Source organism: Micromonospora sp. GCM10011542 (assembly GCF_042650685.1).
Lineage (GTDB): Bacteria > Actinomycetota > Actinomycetes > Mycobacteriales > Micromonosporaceae > Micromonospora.
On the sequence record NZ_JBHSBO010000058.1, the window covers coordinates 368440 to 383159 of the forward strand.

Genomic DNA, 14720 nt, shown 5'->3' on the forward strand with positions numbered 1-14720 from the left:
CGTCACTTCGCCGTCAGCAGCGCAGCGATGCGGGTGAAGCCGGCGCGTACCTCGGCCTCGTTCGGCGGCTCGGTCGGCTCGCCGTGGCCCGCCTCGTCGGCGGCGGCGTCCAACTCCTCGTCGATCACGTCCTCGAAGTCGCCGTACAGGTCGGCCCCCTCGACCCGGCTCGTCTCGTCCTCGGCCGCCACCTGCGCGGCGGCGATCTCGCCGCGGATCTCGTCGGCCGAGAGCGCCGGCAGCAGTGGCTCGACCACCGCCATCAGCTGTTCCTCGGCCACCACCGCCTCGGCCAGCGCCAACGCGTGCGGTCGCTCGTACGGGCCGCAGACCACCGGCTCCCACTCGTCGAGGTCACCGAGCGGACCGAAGGTGATGATCCACGGCAGGCCGAGCATCGGCGAGTCGTCCGGCAGGTCCAGTGTCATGAGTGCGCCCACCGGCCCATCATCGTCCGCGAACGCGAGCCCCGATGCCGTTCCCCTCAGTTACCGCCCGTCCGGCGCTCCAGCGGGCACCGATCGGCTGTCACGAGCCTCCCTCGACCGGGGTCTCGACCGGTCAGCCGGGCCGGGCGGCGTCCAGGGCGGCGCGGACCAGGGCGAGCGCCGTCGCGGGCGGCACGCCCAGCCGGACCGCCTCGGCCGCGTAGTTGGCCGCCGCCCGCTGCAGCCGGTCGACGGCGTCGTCCCGCCCGGGGGCGACGAACGTGCCGTTGCGCCCCCGGGTCTCCAGCAGCCCGGCCGCCTCCAGCTCCCGGTACGCCCGCGCCACGGTGTTCGCGGCCAGCCGCAGGTCGGCAGCGAGCTGCCGGACGGTGGGCAGCCGGCTGCCCACCGGCAGTCGGCCGTCGCCGATCAGCTCGGCGAGCTGGCCGCGCACCTGCTCGTACGGTGGCACCGCCGAATCGGAATCAACCGAGATCAGCACCCGCGCCCCTTCCGTCATCCGGCACCGCCCGGCGTGCCGGGGTCGGTGTCCTCGTCCAGGTCCACCGGCGGGGCTCCCTCGGCCAGGTCGACCACCCGTCCGCGCGGGCTCGTCGCACAGAGCGCCGCGCCGAAGAGCACGAGCTGGTTGAGCAGGTAGAGGTAGAGCAGCAGGCCCACCGCACCGGCCACCACCGTGTACGCCGGGTTCCGCTCGGTGCGGACCACGTAGAACCGCCCCACGGTGTTGAGCAGCGTGATCCCGACCGCGACCAGCACCACCACCGGGCGCAGCCGCGACCGGCTCATCCGCAGCCGGGGCACCGCCACCAGCAGCGCGGTGGCGAGCACGGCGTTGACCAGCACGCTGAGCACCGCGCTGACCGTGGTGAGGCCCGCCGAGCCGGTGCTGCGCAGCAGGAAGCGCAGCAGCGACTCCAGCGCGTCCACCGCCGCGACCGAGACGCCGAGCAGCAGGAAGATGCCGACCAGCACCCCCAGGTCGACCAGCCTCCGGATCACCAGGTTGCCGGGCTGCTGGTTGAGCCGGTACATCAGCCGCTGCGAGGAACGGATCGCCTCCACCCAGCCGATCCCGGTGAAGACCAGGATGACCAGGCCGATCACGCCGATCCTGCCGCTGGAGTTGGCGATCTGCTCGGCGTCGAGGAACGGCAGATTCTCCCGCAGGAAGTTGGCCGCCGCGGCGCTGACCTCGTCGTTGTCCTTCAGGATCGCCCCGAAGATCCAGTACGCGACCAGGGCGAGGGCGAACACCGCGAAGAAGCCGTAGTAGGCGATCGCCGCGGCGAGCCGCCCGCCCAGCACCTCGGCGTAGAGCGAGCCGGCCCGCCACAGGTGGTCGAAGAGGGCCGAACGACCCCGCGCGGCGCTCACCCAGCGGTCGATGCCCGCCTCGATGCGGCCCATCACGTTCACGCGGTCATCCTCGCCGATCTCCCGCCGTCGAGTGGACAACCAGCTCCCGGTGCTCGCCAGCCGGCGCGTCGTCGCGGTGCCCGTAGGCGGCCGGTGGGACGCGGTGGCCGACCGTCAGCCGCCGAGGCGGAAGTCCCGGCGCGGCTGCCACCGGGTCTGCCCGCTGTGCGAGAAGAGGGTGAACGCCTCGACCTCGAACATCGCGGAGAAGTCGGCCAGATCCTCGTACACCTTGTCCAGCGCCTCCGGTGCGACGTCCTGCGCCACGGTGACGTGCGGATGGTACGGGAAGCGAGCCTCCCGGTGCAGTTCCGGAGCCGAGGTGATGGCGGCGGCCAGCACCTCGCACTCGCTGATCCCGGCGGCGACCGCGACGAAGACCACCTGCGTCACCGGGCGGAAGGTGCCGGTGCCGCGCAGATGCAGGGCGAACGGGAGGTGCGCCGCGGCCACGGCGGTCAGGTGCCGCTCGACGGCGGGCAGCGTGGCCACCGGGATCTCGGTCGGCCCGAGCAGCGTCACGTGCGCCGGGACCGCCTGCGGGTCGCCCGCCTCGATCCGCCGTCGGGTGAGCCGGGCACCCCAGGGCTCCGGAATGTCCACGGCGATGCCGATCTGGATGGTGTCGCCGGCCGACGGCACTCCGCCGCTGCGATCCACGCTTCGCGCCACCCCTGGAACCACCGACCCGTCCAACCCTTCCGACGCGCTATTCGCCGCGCACCGGCGGAAAGAAGCCGACCCGCTCGTACGCGGCCCGCAGCGTCGCCCCGGCCACCGCACGGGCCTTCTCCGCACCGGCGGCGAGGAGCTTGTCCAGCTGAGCCGGGTCGTCCAGGTAGGTGCTCGTGCGCTGCTGGATCGGCCGCACGAACTCCGCGACCACCTCGGCCAGCTCCTTCTTGAGGTCGCCGTAGCCGCGGCCGGCGAAGGCAGCCACCAGCTCGTCGATGCCGCGCCCGCTGAGCGCGGAGTGGATGGTCAGCAGATTGGAGATGCCCGGCTTGGTCTCCACGTCGAAGACGATCTCCCGCCCGGTGTCGGTCACCGCGGAGCGGATCTTCTTGGCCGACCGGGCAGGGTCCTCCAGGAGGTCGATGATGCCGGCCGGCGAGGACGACGACTTGGACATCTTGGCCGTCGGGTCCTGGAGATCGGTGATCTTCGCGGTGTCCTTGACGATGTGCGGGGCGGGCACGGTGAACGTCTGGCCGAACAGCGAGTTGAACCGCTGGGCCAGGTCCCGGGAGAGCTCCAGGTGCTGGCGCTGGTCCTCGCCGACCGGCACCGCGTTGGCCTGGTAGAGCAGGATGTCGGCGGCCTGCAGGATCGGGTAGGTGAACAGGCCGACACTGGCCCGCTCGTTGCCCTGCTTCTGCGACTTGTCCTTGAACTGGGTCATGCGGCTGGCCTCGCCGAAACCGGTGATGCAGCCCAGCACCCAGGCCAACTGCGGGTGCTCGGGCACCTGCGACTGGACGAAGAGGGTGCTGCGCTCCGGATCCAGGCCGACCGCGAAGAGCTGGGCGGCCGCCACCCGGGAGCGCTGGCGCAGCAGGGCCGGGTCGTGCCCCGCGGTGATGGCGTGCAGGTCGACCACGCAGTAGAAAGCGTCGTGGGTCTCCTGCAGGGCCACCCAGTGCCGCACCGCGCCGAGGTAGTTGCCGAGGTGGAACGAGTCGGCCGTCGGCTGGATGCCGGAGAAGACGCGGGGGCGGGCGGGAACGTCGGGCATGGCGGCAATTCTGTCAGCAAGCACCGGGGTCCGTCATGACGGGCCGGCGGGTCGGCCCCGGCCGGCCGGTGTCGGGGCGCCCACCTCGCGCGCCGCCTCGCGTCGCTGCTCCGGCATGCGCGCGGCGGAAACCGCCAGCCGGGCCACCCGGCGCCCGTCCAGGGCCAGCACCCGCAGCAGCCAACCGCCGGGCGGGTCGGCGGGATGGACGTCGCCGTCGTCGGCCGGCTCCGCGGTCACCGGCACCTCGTCACCAGCCACCGGCAGGCGGCCGAGCGCGGCCATCACGAACCCGCCGACCGTCTCGTACGGGCCGACCGGCAGGACGATCCCGGTCCGCTCGGCGAAGTCGGCCAGGTTGAGCCGGCCGTCCACCACCGCGGGCAGGCCGGCGTGCACCGGGTCGGGCGTGGCGTCGTACTCGTCGTGGATCTCGCCGATCAGCTCCTCGATGAGGTCCTCCAGGGTGACGATGCCGGCGGTGCCGCCGTACTCGTCGACCACCACCGCGAGATGCTGGCGCTCCCAGCGCATCTCGGTGAGCGCGGCCAGCACCCGCTTGCTGCCGGGCAGCCGCTTGACCTCGCGGGCCAACTGGCCCACGGTCACGCACGGGTCGGTGTCCGGCCGTAGCAGCACGTCGCGCAGGTGCACGAAGCCGACCACGTCGTCGTGGGTGCCGTCGGTGACCGGGTAGCGGGTGTGCGTCTCGGCCCGGACCAACCGGGCCGCCTCGACGATGGTCAGCCGGGCGGGCAGGAAGACCACCTCGGTGCGGGGCATCATCACCTCGCGGACCAGGCTCGCGCCGGCCACCAGGACCTCGTCGATGATCCGCCGCTCGACCGGGTCCAGCACCGTGTTGACCGCGACCAGGTCGCGCAGTTCGGCTTCGCTGATCCGCTCCCGTCCGGCCGACCGGCCGGTGCCGAGCAGGTCGGTGACAACTCGGATGGCGCCGTCGGCGGCGCGGACCACCACCCGGGCCACGGCGCGGGCGAGCGGGCCCGGCTCGCGGCCGGGCCGCCCCCGCGCGCGTCGCCGGAGCCCGGTACGGGCCGCTTCCCGCATGACAGAGATGGTAGACATCGGCGCCTTCGCGCACCGGTGTTCCGGCGGAGCAGCCATGTTCGGCTCTGTTTAATCGTGAGAGATTATGATGGAATGAGGATGGCGACGAGCTCGGTCGGGCACCGGCCGCCGCCGTAGGGTGGATCACCGAAGGGCCGCGTTCCGGGCGGGCCCAGGCAGGAGGCAACGACGTGAAACTGCTCGTCACCGGCGGTGCCGGGTTCATCGGCAGCGTCGTGACCCGGATGCTGCTCGACGCGGGCCACGAGGTCGTCGTCCTGGACGACCTGCGCACCGGTCACCGCGAGGCGCTGGCACCCGACGCGACCTACGTCGACGCCTCCATCCACGACGCCGCGCGGGTCGTCACCGCAGACGCCGGCTTCGACGGGGTGCTGCACTTCGCCGCCCTGATCGCCGCCGGCGAGTCGATGGTCAAGCCGGAGCTGTACTGGCGGAACAACACCGTCGGCTCACTCGCGCTGATCGACGCCGTCCGGGCCGCCGGGGTGCCCCGGATGGTCTTCTCCTCCACCGCCGCGGTCTACGGCAACCCGGTCGAGCTGCCCATCCCGGAGACCGCCGTCAAGGCGCCCACCAACACGTACGGGGCCACCAAGCTCGCCGTCGACATGGCGCTCACCTCCGAGGCGATCGGGCACGGGCTGGCCGCCGTGTCGCTGCGCTACTTCAACGTGGCCGGCGCCCACCTCGACGGCGACGTCGCGCTCGGCGAGCGGCACGACCCGGAGACCCACCTGATCCCGATCGCGCTGGAGGTCGCCGCGGGCCGGCGGGAGAAGCTCCAGCTCTTCGGCGACGACTACCCCACCGTCGACGGCACCTGCGTACGCGACTACATCCACGTCGCCGACCTGGCCCGGGCCCACCTGCTGGCACTGGGCGCCGCCACCGGCGGTCAGCACCGCATCTACAACCTGGGCAACGGCAACGGCTTCACCAACCGGCAGGTCGTCGACGTGGTCCGCGAGGTCACCGGTCACCCGCTGCCGGTCGAGGTGGCCCCGCGCCGCGAGGGCGACCCGGCCGAGCTGGTCGCCTCCTCCGCGCTGGCCCGCGACGAGCTGGGCTGGGTGCCGCAGAAGCCGACCCTGCACGACATGGTGCGCGACGCCTGGGCCTTCTACCGCACGCACATCCTGGAGCAGCCATGACCAACCCCACCGGTGACGTCGCCGAGCGGGCCACTGCCGGCTTCCAGCGGGAGTACGGCACCGAGCCCGCCGGCCGCTGGGCGGCTCCCGGGCGGGTCAACCTGATCGGCGAGCACACCGACTACAACGACGGCTTCGTGCTGCCGTTCGCGCTGCCGCTGCGTACCGTGGCCGCCGCCGACCGGCAGGACGGCGAGCGCTGGACGGTCTGGTCCGAGCTGTCCGGCGAGACGATCACGTTCGGCGCGGACGAGGTCGCCGAGCCCGGCCAGGTCACCGGCTGGGGCGCGTACGTGGCCGGGGTGGTGTGGGCGCTGCGCGAGGCGGGCCACCCGGTGCCCGGGGCGCGGCTGGCGATCGCCTCCGACGTACCGCTGGGCTCCGGGCTCTCCTCCTCGGCCGCGCTGGAGGCGGCCGTGCTGGCCGCCCTGCTCGACCTCGGCGGGCTGGAGCTGCCGGCCGAGCGGCAGCCCCGGTTGGCGCAGCGGGCGGAGAACGTCTACGTCGGCGCGCCGACCGGCATCATGGACCAGTCCGCGGTGATCCGCTGCCGCGCCGGGCACGCCCTCTTCCTGGACTGCCGGGACGAGTCCGTCGAGCACATCCCGTTCGACCTGGATGCCGCCGGGCTGGCCGTGCTGGTGATCGACAGCCGGGCGCCGCACCGGCACGCCGACGGCGAGTACGCGGCCCGCCGCAAGTCCTGCGAGGCGGCGGCCGAGGCGCTCGGCGTACCGGCGCTGCGGGACGTCTCCGTCGACCAGCTCGACGCCGCCCTGGCCCGCCTCGACGACGAGGAGACGCGGCGGCGGGTGCGGCACGTGGTGACCGAGGACCAACGGGTGCTGGACACCGTGGCGCTGTTGCGCGCCGGCCGCGTCCGGGACATCGGCCCGCTGCTCACCGCCTCGCACGTCTCGATGCGCGACGACTTCGAGATCACCGTGCCGGAGATCGACACTGCGGTCGAGGCGGCGCTGGCGGCCGGTGCCCTCGGCGCACGGATGACCGGCGGCGGCTTCGGCGGCTGCGTCCTCGCACTGGTCCACGCCGATCGGGCCGACGCGGTGGCCGACGCGGTCACCGCCGCGTACGCCGAGCGCGGCTTCACCGCCCCGGGCACCGTCCCGGTCCTCCCCGCCCCCGGCGCCACCCGCCTCGACTGAAAGGAGGGGCCCCCTGTTAACGCCTGGCGTTAACAGGGGGCCCCTCCTTTCCCGCAGTGCGGGCGGGGTCAGTTCGCCTCGACGATCATGCCGGCGCCGACGGTGCGGTTGGTGGCCTCGTCGATGATGACGAACCCGCCGGTGGTGCGGTTACGGCGGTACTCGTCGGCCAGCAGCGGCACCGTCGTCCGCAGCCGGACCCGGCCGATCTCGTTGAGCCGCAGCTCGCCGGCCGACTCGTCGCGATGCAGCGAGTTGACGTCCAGCCGGTAGTGCAGCCCGCGCACGATCGCGCGCGCCGACCGGGTGGTGTGCTTGATCGCGTACCGGCCGCCCACCTGCAGCGGGCGGGTCTCGTCCATCCAGCAGACCATCGCCTCGATGTCCTGGGCCACTGCGGGCGCGTTGTTGGGCCGGCAGATCAGGTCACCCCGGGAGATGTCGATCTCGTCGGTCAGCCGCACCGTCACCGACATCGGCGGGAACGCCTCCGCGACCGGCCCGTCGGCCGTCTCCACCGCGGCGATCCGGCTGGTGAAGCCGGACGGCAGCACCATCACCTCGTCACCCGGCTTCAGCACGCCCGAGGCGACCTGACCGGCGTAACCGCGGTAGTCGGTGACCGTGGTGGACTGCGGCCGGATCACGTACTGCACCGGGAACCGGACGTCGACCAGGTTGCGGTCGCTGGCGATGTGCACCCGCTCCAGGTGGTGCAGCAGCGACGACCCCTCGTACCAGGGCATGTTCTCGGACCGGCTGACGATGTTGTCGCCGCGCAGCGCGGAGATCGGCACCACGGTCAGGTCCGGCACGTCCAGCTTCGCGGCGAACGCGGTGAACTCGTCGGCGATCCGCTCGAACACCTCCTGCGACCAGTCCACCAGGTCCATCTTGTTGACGCAGAGGACCAGGTGCGGCACCCGCAGCAGCGAGCAGAGGAACGCGTGCCGGCGGGACTGCTCGACCAGGCCCTTGCGCGCGTCCACGAGGATCAGCGCGAGGTCGGCGGTGGACGCCCCGGTGACCATGTTGCGGGTGTACTGGATGTGCCCCGGGGTGTCGGCGATGATGAACTTGCGCCGGGGCGTCGCGAAGTAGCGGTACGCCACGTCGATCGTGATGCCCTGCTCCCGCTCGGCGCGCAGGCCGTCGGTGAGCAGCGCCAGGTTGGTGTACTCGTCGCCGCGCGCCGCGCTCACCGCCTCGACGGCGGCCAACTGGTCGGTGAAGAGCGACTTCGTGTCGTAGAGCAGCCGGCCGATCAGGGTGGACTTGCCGTCGTCGACGCTGCCCGCGGTGGCGAACCGCAGCAGGTCCATCGGTCGGGCCTCCGGCCCGACCGGGGAGCCGGGGCGGGCCTCCGCCCCGTCCGAAGCGAGAGTCTCGGTGGTCATCAGAAGTAGCCCTCCCGCTTGCGGTCCTCCATGGCGGCCTCGCTGACCCGGTCGTCACCCCGGGTCGCGCCCCGCTCGGTGATCCGGGTGGCCGCCACCTCCTCGATGACCTTCTCCACCGTGTCCGCGTCGGAGCGGACGGCGGCGGTGCAGGAAGCGTCGCCGACGGTGCGGTAGCGCACCTGTTCCTTGAACCGCTCCTCGCCGGCACGGGGCCGGAAGAACTCGTTGACCGCGTAGAGCATGCCGTCCCGCTCGACGACCTCGCGCTCGTGCGCGTAGTAGATCGACGGCAGCGGGATGCGCTCCCGGGCGATGTAGTGCCAGATGTCCAGCTCGGTCCAGTTGGACAGCGGGAAGACCCGGATCGACTCGCCGGGGTGGTGCCGGCCGTTGTACAGCAACCACAGCTCCGGCCGCTGGTTCTTCGGATCCCACTGGCCGAACTCGTCACGGAAGCTGAACACCCGCTCCTTGGCGCGGGCCTTCTCCTCGTCGCGGCGGGCACCGCCGAAGAGCGCGTCGAAGCGGTGCTTCTCCACCGCGTCGAGCAGCACCGGCGTCTGGATCCGGTTGCGCATGCCGTCGCCGGACTCGCGCACCATGCCCCTGGCCAGGGCCTCCGGCACGCTCGCCACCACCAGTTGCAACCCCAGCTCGGCGACGCGCCGGTCGCGGTATTCCAGGACCTCGGGGAAGTTGTGCCCGGTGTCCACGTGCATGACCGGGAAGGGGATGTTGGCCGGGGCGAACGACTTCTGCGCCAGCCGGAGCATGACGATCGAGTCCTTGCCGCCGGAGAAGAGCAGCACCGGGCGTTCCATCTCGGCGACCACCTCGCGCATCACGAAGATGCTCTCCGCCTCGAGGGCGTCCAGGTGGGAGACCCGATAGGCCGCTGGGGCGGTCATGACACCGGCTCGATTCGCTGGCTCATCCGATTCCAGACCTTTCCGGTCGGGCATGTCAAGAAAGTGCGCTCAGGCTACCCGGAATGTCTCTGCAGCGCTGCAAGCAACCGAGTGGCGAGATCCTTGCGGCAGACCAGCAGGTCCGGCAGGCGTGGATCCGCCTCGTTGTATTTCAGCGCAGAACCGTCGATCCGGGAAGCGTGCAGTCCGGTGGCCGTCGCCACAGCGATCGGCGCCGCCGAGTCCCACTCGTACTGCCCACCGGCGTGGATGTACGCGTCCACCTCGCCGGTGATCACCGCCGCGATCTTCGCTCCGGCCGACCCCATCGGCACCAGGTGCGCGCCCACGTCCTCGGCCAGGTCGGTCAGGAACACCGGCGGTCGGCTGCGGCTCGCCGCCAGCCGGATCTTCCGCTCGCCGGCCGTCGCCGCCTCCAGCGTCATCGGCGGGTACGCCGGCGGGTAGTCCGTGCCCAGCACCCGGTGCTGCGCCGGCAGCCCCACCGCCCCGGCGACCAGCCCGTGCGGGCTCGGCGCGCTGCGGGCCCAGAGCGCCACGTGCACCGCCCAGTCGGAGCGGCCGTCCTCGGCGAACTCCCGGGTGCCGTCCAGCGGATCGACGATCCACACCCGGTCCGCGGTCAGCCGGGACACCGCACCGGCGTTCACCTCGGCTGCCCAGGCCAACCGCGAGCCCTCGTCCTCCTCGGAGAGCACCGCGTCCCCGGGCCGCCACTTCGCCAGCTCGGTACGGATCAGGTCGTGCGACACCTTGTCACCGGCCGACCGCAACGCTCCGGCGTCCGCGAAGCCCATCTCGGCGCGCAGGCCCAGCAGCGCCTGACCGGCCCGGGCCGCCAACCACCGGGCGAACGCACCGTCGATCATCGGAGGACTGCTCATCTGCCCGCTCCCGTCGCCTCGCCGCGACCCGCGAACGGACCGCCCCGCCGCGACCCGCGTCGCCGGTCGCACCACGCCGAAAGGCGCAGACTACCGACATCTGGCCGCCGCAGCGGTACGCCCCGCCAGGGCCACCGACCGTCGGGACCGACAGGCGGTCAGGCCCCGTGGAACAGGTTCTGCGTCGGCTCCACGCCCTTGACGACCACGGACTCCACCACATCGGCGGCCCGGTCGACCAGGAAATCCAACTCCTTGCGCTCCGCCGCGCCGAAATCCGACAGCACGTAGTCCGCCGGATCCTGCCGCCCCGGCGGCCGGCCGATGCCGAACCGCACCCGCACGTACTCCTTGGTGCCCAGCGACTTGGACATCGAGCGCAGGCCGTTGTGACCGCCCTCGCCGCCGCCGCACTTCACCCGCACCTGACCGAAGGCGATGTCCAGCTCGTCGTGCACCGCGATCACCTGCCCCGGCGGCACCTTGTAGAACTGCGCCAGCGCCGCCACCGGCCCGCCGGAGAGGTTCATGTACGTCAGCGGCTTCACCAGCACCAGCTTGGGGCCGCCGAACCCGAGCCGCCCCTCGGCCACCTCGGCCACCGCCCGCTTGTGCCGGCCGAACTTCGCGCCCACCCGGCCGGCCAGCAGATCGGCCGCCATGAACCCGACGTTGTGCCGGTTGCCGGCGTACTCCCGACCCGGGTTGCCCAGGCCGACCACCAGCCACGGCCCCGCCTCGTCCGTCACCTCTGCGTCCCCTTCGTTACCCGCCGGCGCGCGCCCGCCGGTGGTGTCCCGCCGTCAGCCAGCGGCTGACCCCCGATACGCCGACAGGCGCCCCCGAAAGCTCGGGGACGCCTGTCGCAATGCTTCGGACCGATCAGGCCTCGGTGTTCTCGGCCGGGGCGGCGTCCGCACCCTCGGAGCCCTCGGTGACCTCGCCGACCTCGGCCTCGGCCTCGGCGGTGGCGTCCTCGACCTCGGGGAGAGTCGCCTCGAGCTGCTCGGCGGTCGGCGCGGCCGTCACCGAGGCGACGGTCTGGTCCGCGTCGCCTACCAGCTCGACGCCGGCCGGCAGCTGCACGTCGCCGGCGGTCACCTGGGAGCCCGCCTCCAGGCCCTCGATCGAGGCCTCCAGGTGGTCCGGCACCTTGGTGGCGTCGGCGGTGACCGAGAGGGTGTCGTGGTCGTGCACGATCAGGGTGTCGCGCGCGGCGTCGCCGGTCAGCTGCACCGGGACGTCGACGGTGACCTTCTCGCCCCGACGGACCAGCAGCAGGTCGACGTGCTCGAAGGTGTCCTTGATCGGGTCGCGCTGGATCGCCTTCGGCAGCGCCAGAACCTGGGTGCCGTCGGTGATGTCGATCGCGAACAGCTGGTTGGCGCCACCCTTGCGGATCGCGGCGGCGAACTCGCGGGACGGGAGCGCGATGTGCTTGGGCTTCTCGCCGTGGCCGTACAGCACGGCGGGCACCTTGCCGGCCCGGCGGGTACGACGGGCACCACCCTTGCCGAACTCGGTGCGGGGCTCGGCGCTGATCTTTACCTCGGACACGGGGAAACTCCTGATGCTTTTCGCTGCGGCGGCTTGTCGTCTGGCGGTGCTGGGGCGAGGGGCTCGCTGGGGCTCATGCGTCATGAACGACTGCCCGGAGCACCGCGTCGATGACGGTGCCTCCGTGCGGCGCTTTTCAGCGGCCCGCCGGGCACCCTCGCCGTGGCAACCGCACCAGTCTACCCGAGCGGATTCCGGGGTTTCCGGCAGTCCCCACCCCGCCGTTCCCACCGGCGCGTCGACCGGCGGGAACGGCACTCACCGCGGCGCGACGGTCAGCTCAGCCCACCGAACAGGGTGGTCACCGAGCCGTCGTCGAAGACCTCCCGGATCGCCCGCGCGAGCAGCGGCGCGATCGACAGCACGGTCAGCTTGTCCAGCTGCTTCTCCGGAGTCAGCGGCAGGGTGTTGGTCACCACGATCTCGCTGATCGGGCTGTTCTTCAACCGCTCGGTGGCCGGGTCCGACAGCAGCGCGTGGGTGGAGGCCACCACGATCTCCGCCGCCCCGGACTCCTTGAGGATGTCCGCCGCTCCGGTGATCGTGCCACCGGTGTCGATCATGTCGTCAACGATCAGGCAGACCCGACCCTCGACCTCGCCGACCACCCGGTTCGCGACGACCTGGTTCGGCTTCATCGGGTCCCGGGTCTTGTGGATGAACGCCAGCGGGCAGCCGCCCAGCCGGTCGGTCCACCGCTCCGCCACCCGTACCCGGCCCGAATCCGGTGCCACCACGGTCATCGGCCGGCCCGCGTACTTGCGCTCCACGTACTCGGCCAGCACGTCCATCGCGAAGAGGTGGTCCACCGGGCCGTCGAAGAAGCCCTGGATCTGCGCGGTGTGCAGGTCGACGGTGAGGATGCGGTTCGCTCCGGCCGTCTTCAGCAGATCCGCCACCAGCCGGGCCGAGATCGGCTCCCGACCGCGGTGCTTCTTGTCCTGCCGCGCGTACGGGTAGAACGGCAGCACCACGGTGATCCGCTTGGCCGACCCCCGCTTCAGCGCGTCCACCATGATCAGGGTTTCCATGACCCAGGTGTTGACCCCGTGCGTCACGGACTGCACCACGAAGGCGTCCGACCCGCGCACCGAGTCCTTGAAGCGTACGAAGATCTCGCCGTTGGCGAACTCGTACGCGTCGGCCGGCGTCGGCGCGACGCCGAGCACCTCACCGATCTCCCTGGCCAGCTCCGGAAAGCCACGTCCGGAAAAGAGCATCAGGCTCTTGCGGTTTTCGGCGACGATGCTGCCCATGGGCCCGTCTGCTCCCGTTTGTCGGTGGTACCCGGCGCGGTGGTGGTGGGCCGGGGACTATTCGGTTGCAGTATCTCCCGAGCCGGACGCGCCGCCCACTGGCTTCGCCCGCTCGTGCATTGCCTCACTGTCGCTTGCGGCTCCGGCCGCACCCGACGCACCCTCGGCGCCCCGGGCCCGCTGCGCGGCCTCCGCCGCCGCGGTGCCGGCGCGCCGCTTCACCACCCAGCCCTCGATGTTGCGCTGCCGGGCCCGGGCCACGCCCATCGCCCCGGCCGGGACGTCGTCCACGATCACCGAGCCGGCCGCCGTGTACGCGCCGTCGCCCACCTCGACCGGCGCCACGAACATGTTGTCCGCCCCGGTCCGCGCGTGGCTGCCGATCACCGTGCGGTGCTTGTTGACACCGTCGTAGTTCACGAACACCGACGCCGCCCCGATGTTGGTCTGCTCGCCGATCGTCGCGTCACCCACGTACGTCAGGTGCGGCACCTTCGAGCCGGCCCCGATCTCCGAGTTCTTCACCTCGACGAACGTGCCGACCTTCGCCTTGTCGGCCAGCCGGGCCGCCGGCCGCAGGTACGCGTACGGCCCGACGCTGGCGCCCGCGCCGACCTCCGCGCCCACGGCGTGACTACGCACCACGGACGCGCCCGGGCCGACGATCGTGTCCACCAGCGTCACGTCCGGCCCGACCTGCGCGCCCGCGCCCACCACCGTGGTGCCGCGAAGCTGGGTGTTCTGATCGACCACCGCGTCCCGGTCCAGCGCGACCGTCACGTCGATCCAGGTGGTGTGCGGGTCGAGCAGGCTCACGCCGGTCCGCATCCACGCCTCGTTGACCCGGTCGCGCAGCAGCCGGCGCAGCGCCGCCAGCTCGACCCGGTCGTTGCAGCCGAGCGTCTCGACGTGGTCGACGGCCACGTGCACGGCCACCGACTCCCCGGCCGAGCCGAGCAGCCCGAACACGTCGGTCAGGTACTCCTCGCCCTGGTCGTTGTCGGTGGAGAGCTTGCTCAGCGCGTGCCGCAGGCGTAGGGCGTCGAACGCGTAGATGCCGGCGTTGATCTCCCGGATCGCCCGCTGCGTCGCGTCGGCGTCGCGCTCCTCGACGATCTGCTCCAGCCGGCCGTCCGCGTCCCGGACGATCCGACCGAGCCCGGTCGGGTCGGGCACCTCCGCCGCGAGCACGGTGGCCGCGGCGCCGGCCTCCTCGTGCGCCGCCACCAGCGCGCCCACCGTCTCGGGGCGCAGCAGCGGCACGTCGCCGTTGATCACGACGACCGTGCCGGCGGTGTCCGGCACCGCGTCCAGGGCGATGCGAACGGCGTGCCCGGTGCCCAGCTGCTGGGCCTGGAGCACCGGCGTGGCCTGCGGGGCCACCTCACCGAGGTGTGCACGGACCTGATCGGCCCCGTGGCCGACCACCACGACGGTGCGGTCCGCGGCGAGTGGCGCCGCCGCGCTCAGCACGTGGCCGAGCAGCGTCCGGCCGAGCAGCGGGTGCAGCACCTTGGGCAGTGCCGACTTCATCCGCTTGCCCTCACCGGCAGCGAGCACGACGACGGTACGGAGGTGGGGCTGGGGCACGGCGTGGCTCCCGTCGGGACGCGGACAGTCTCGCGGCCATGCTAACCACGGCGCTCCGGGCCTTCGCGCGTTACCCCCAGCCAGCCCTA

The 14720-nt window shown here is 72.3% G+C and carries 15 protein-coding genes; 2 read left to right on the forward strand and 13 right to left on the reverse strand.

Annotated elements, in window-relative coordinates; genetic code table 11:
* Nucleotides 1-2: 2 nt before the first annotated feature.
* The 6 genes from ACFOW4_RS22425 to ACFOW4_RS22450 form a co-directional block, all read right to left on the reverse strand.
* Entirely contained in the window at nucleotides 3-440 is a 438-nt protein-coding gene (locus ACFOW4_RS22425; protein ID WP_377530812.1) for a hypothetical protein, read from the reverse strand.
* Between the two features lie 121 nt (nucleotides 441-561).
* On the reverse strand, nucleotides 562-948 hold the full coding sequence (locus tag ACFOW4_RS22430; protein ID WP_377530814.1) for a GntR family transcriptional regulator: 387 nt from the start codon (nucleotides 946-948) through the stop codon (nucleotides 562-564).
* The gene (locus tag ACFOW4_RS22435) at nucleotides 945-1868 is read right to left on the reverse strand and encodes a YihY/virulence factor BrkB family protein (RefSeq protein ID WP_377530816.1); all 924 of its coding nucleotides are present in this window, start codon (nucleotides 1866-1868) and stop codon (nucleotides 945-947) included. The genes ACFOW4_RS22430 and ACFOW4_RS22435 overlap by 4 nt, the downstream gene beginning before the upstream one ends.
* Nucleotides 1869-1982: 114 nt before the next feature.
* Nucleotides 1983-2552, reverse strand: coding sequence for a 2'-5' RNA ligase family protein (locus tag ACFOW4_RS22440; RefSeq protein WP_377530818.1), 570 nt, complete (start codon nucleotides 2550-2552; stop codon nucleotides 1983-1985).
* Between the two features lie 25 nt (nucleotides 2553-2577).
* Complete coding sequence (gene trpS, locus ACFOW4_RS22445) at nucleotides 2578-3603, reverse strand: tryptophan--tRNA ligase (RefSeq protein ID WP_377530820.1); 1026 nt, start codon at nucleotides 3601-3603, stop codon at nucleotides 2578-2580.
* Between the two features lie 33 nt (nucleotides 3604-3636).
* Entirely contained in the window at nucleotides 3637-4674 is a 1038-nt protein-coding gene (locus ACFOW4_RS22450; protein ID WP_377530823.1) for a hemolysin family protein, read from the reverse strand.
* 245 nt (nucleotides 4675-4919) lie between these two features.
* Here ACFOW4_RS22450 and galE point away from each other — a divergent pair, with 245 nt between their 5' ends.
* Entirely contained in the window at nucleotides 4920-5849 is a 930-nt protein-coding gene (gene galE / locus ACFOW4_RS22455) for a UDP-glucose 4-epimerase GalE (RefSeq protein ID WP_377531703.1), read from the forward strand.
* Nucleotides 5846-7015, forward strand: a complete 1170-nt coding sequence (gene galK, locus ACFOW4_RS22460; RefSeq protein WP_377530825.1) for a galactokinase — start codon at nucleotides 5846-5848, stop codon at nucleotides 7013-7015. Before galE ends, galK begins: the two co-directional genes overlap by 4 nt.
* A gap of 68 nt (nucleotides 7016-7083) precedes the next feature.
* On the opposite strand, the gene ACFOW4_RS22465 is transcribed toward galK, so the two are convergent.
* The 7 genes from ACFOW4_RS22465 to glmU all read right to left on the reverse strand — a co-directional run bounded on the left by ACFOW4_RS22465 (nucleotide 7084) and on the right by glmU (nucleotide 14631).
* Nucleotides 7084-8412 (reverse strand): sulfate adenylyltransferase subunit 1, encoded by a 1329-nt coding sequence (locus ACFOW4_RS22465; protein WP_377530828.1) that lies wholly within the window; start codon nucleotides 8410-8412, stop codon nucleotides 7084-7086.
* Nucleotides 8412-9323: a sulfate adenylyltransferase subunit CysD gene (gene cysD, locus ACFOW4_RS22470; RefSeq protein ID WP_377530830.1), complete on the reverse strand. Its 912-nt coding sequence runs from the start codon at nucleotides 9321-9323 to the stop codon at nucleotides 8412-8414. The genes ACFOW4_RS22465 and cysD overlap by 1 nt, the downstream gene beginning before the upstream one ends.
* A 74-nt stretch (nucleotides 9324-9397) precedes the next feature.
* Nucleotides 9398-10228, reverse strand: a complete 831-nt coding sequence (locus tag ACFOW4_RS22475; protein WP_377530832.1) for a 3'(2'),5'-bisphosphate nucleotidase CysQ — start codon at nucleotides 10226-10228, stop codon at nucleotides 9398-9400.
* A gap of 158 nt (nucleotides 10229-10386) precedes the next feature.
* Nucleotides 10387-10977, reverse strand: coding sequence for an aminoacyl-tRNA hydrolase (pth, locus tag ACFOW4_RS22480; RefSeq protein ID WP_377530834.1), 591 nt, complete (start codon nucleotides 10975-10977; stop codon nucleotides 10387-10389).
* Nucleotides 10978-11110: 133 nt separating this feature from the next.
* Nucleotides 11111-11785 carry a 50S ribosomal protein L25/general stress protein Ctc gene (locus ACFOW4_RS22485; protein WP_377530837.1) on the reverse strand — a complete coding sequence of 225 codons (675 nt, stop codon included), beginning with the start codon at nucleotides 11783-11785 and terminating at the stop codon, nucleotides 11111-11113.
* Nucleotides 11786-12060: 275 nt separating this feature from the next.
* Entirely contained in the window at nucleotides 12061-13041 is a 981-nt protein-coding gene (locus ACFOW4_RS22490) for a ribose-phosphate diphosphokinase (RefSeq protein ID WP_377530840.1), read from the reverse strand.
* 57 nt (nucleotides 13042-13098) lie between these two features.
* The gene (gene glmU / locus ACFOW4_RS22495; RefSeq protein WP_377530843.1) at nucleotides 13099-14631 is read right to left on the reverse strand and encodes a bifunctional UDP-N-acetylglucosamine diphosphorylase/glucosamine-1-phosphate N-acetyltransferase GlmU; all 1533 of its coding nucleotides are present in this window, start codon (nucleotides 14629-14631) and stop codon (nucleotides 13099-13101) included.
* Nucleotides 14632-14720 lie beyond the last annotated feature (89 nt).

What these genes read in the sequence shown, in the direction of transcription:
- galE (WP_377531703.1), top strand. Translation starts at nt 4,920, where the DNA reads ATGCTGCTCGACGCGGGCCACGAGGTCGTCGTCCTGGACGACCTGCGC.
- cysD (WP_377530830.1), bottom strand. Translation starts at nt 9,323, where the DNA reads ATGACCGCCCCAGCGGCCTATCGGGTCTCCCACCTGGACGCCCTCGAG.
- trpS (WP_377530820.1), bottom strand. Translation starts at nt 3,603, where the DNA reads ATGCCCGACGTTCCCGCCCGCCCCCGCGTCTTCTCCGGCATCCAGCCG.
- ACFOW4_RS22430 (WP_377530814.1), bottom strand. Translation starts at nt 948, where the DNA reads ATGACGGAAGGGGCGCGGGTGCTGATCTCGGTTGATTCCGATTCGGCG.
- ACFOW4_RS22465 (WP_377530828.1), bottom strand. Translation starts at nt 8,412, where the DNA reads ATGACCACCGAGACTCTCGCTTCGGACGGGGCGGAGGCCCGCCCCGGC.
- ACFOW4_RS22450 (WP_377530823.1), bottom strand. Translation starts at nt 4,674, where the DNA reads ATGCGGGAAGCGGCCCGTACCGGGCTCCGGCGACGCGCGCGGGGGCGG.
- galK (WP_377530825.1), top strand. Translation starts at nt 5,846, where the DNA reads ATGACCAACCCCACCGGTGACGTCGCCGAGCGGGCCACTGCCGGCTTC.
- ACFOW4_RS22475 (WP_377530832.1), bottom strand. Translation starts at nt 10,228, where the DNA reads ATGAGCAGTCCTCCGATGATCGACGGTGCGTTCGCCCGGTGGTTGGCG.
- ACFOW4_RS22490 (WP_377530840.1), bottom strand. Translation starts at nt 13,041, where the DNA reads ATGGGCAGCATCGTCGCCGAAAACCGCAAGAGCCTGATGCTCTTTTCC.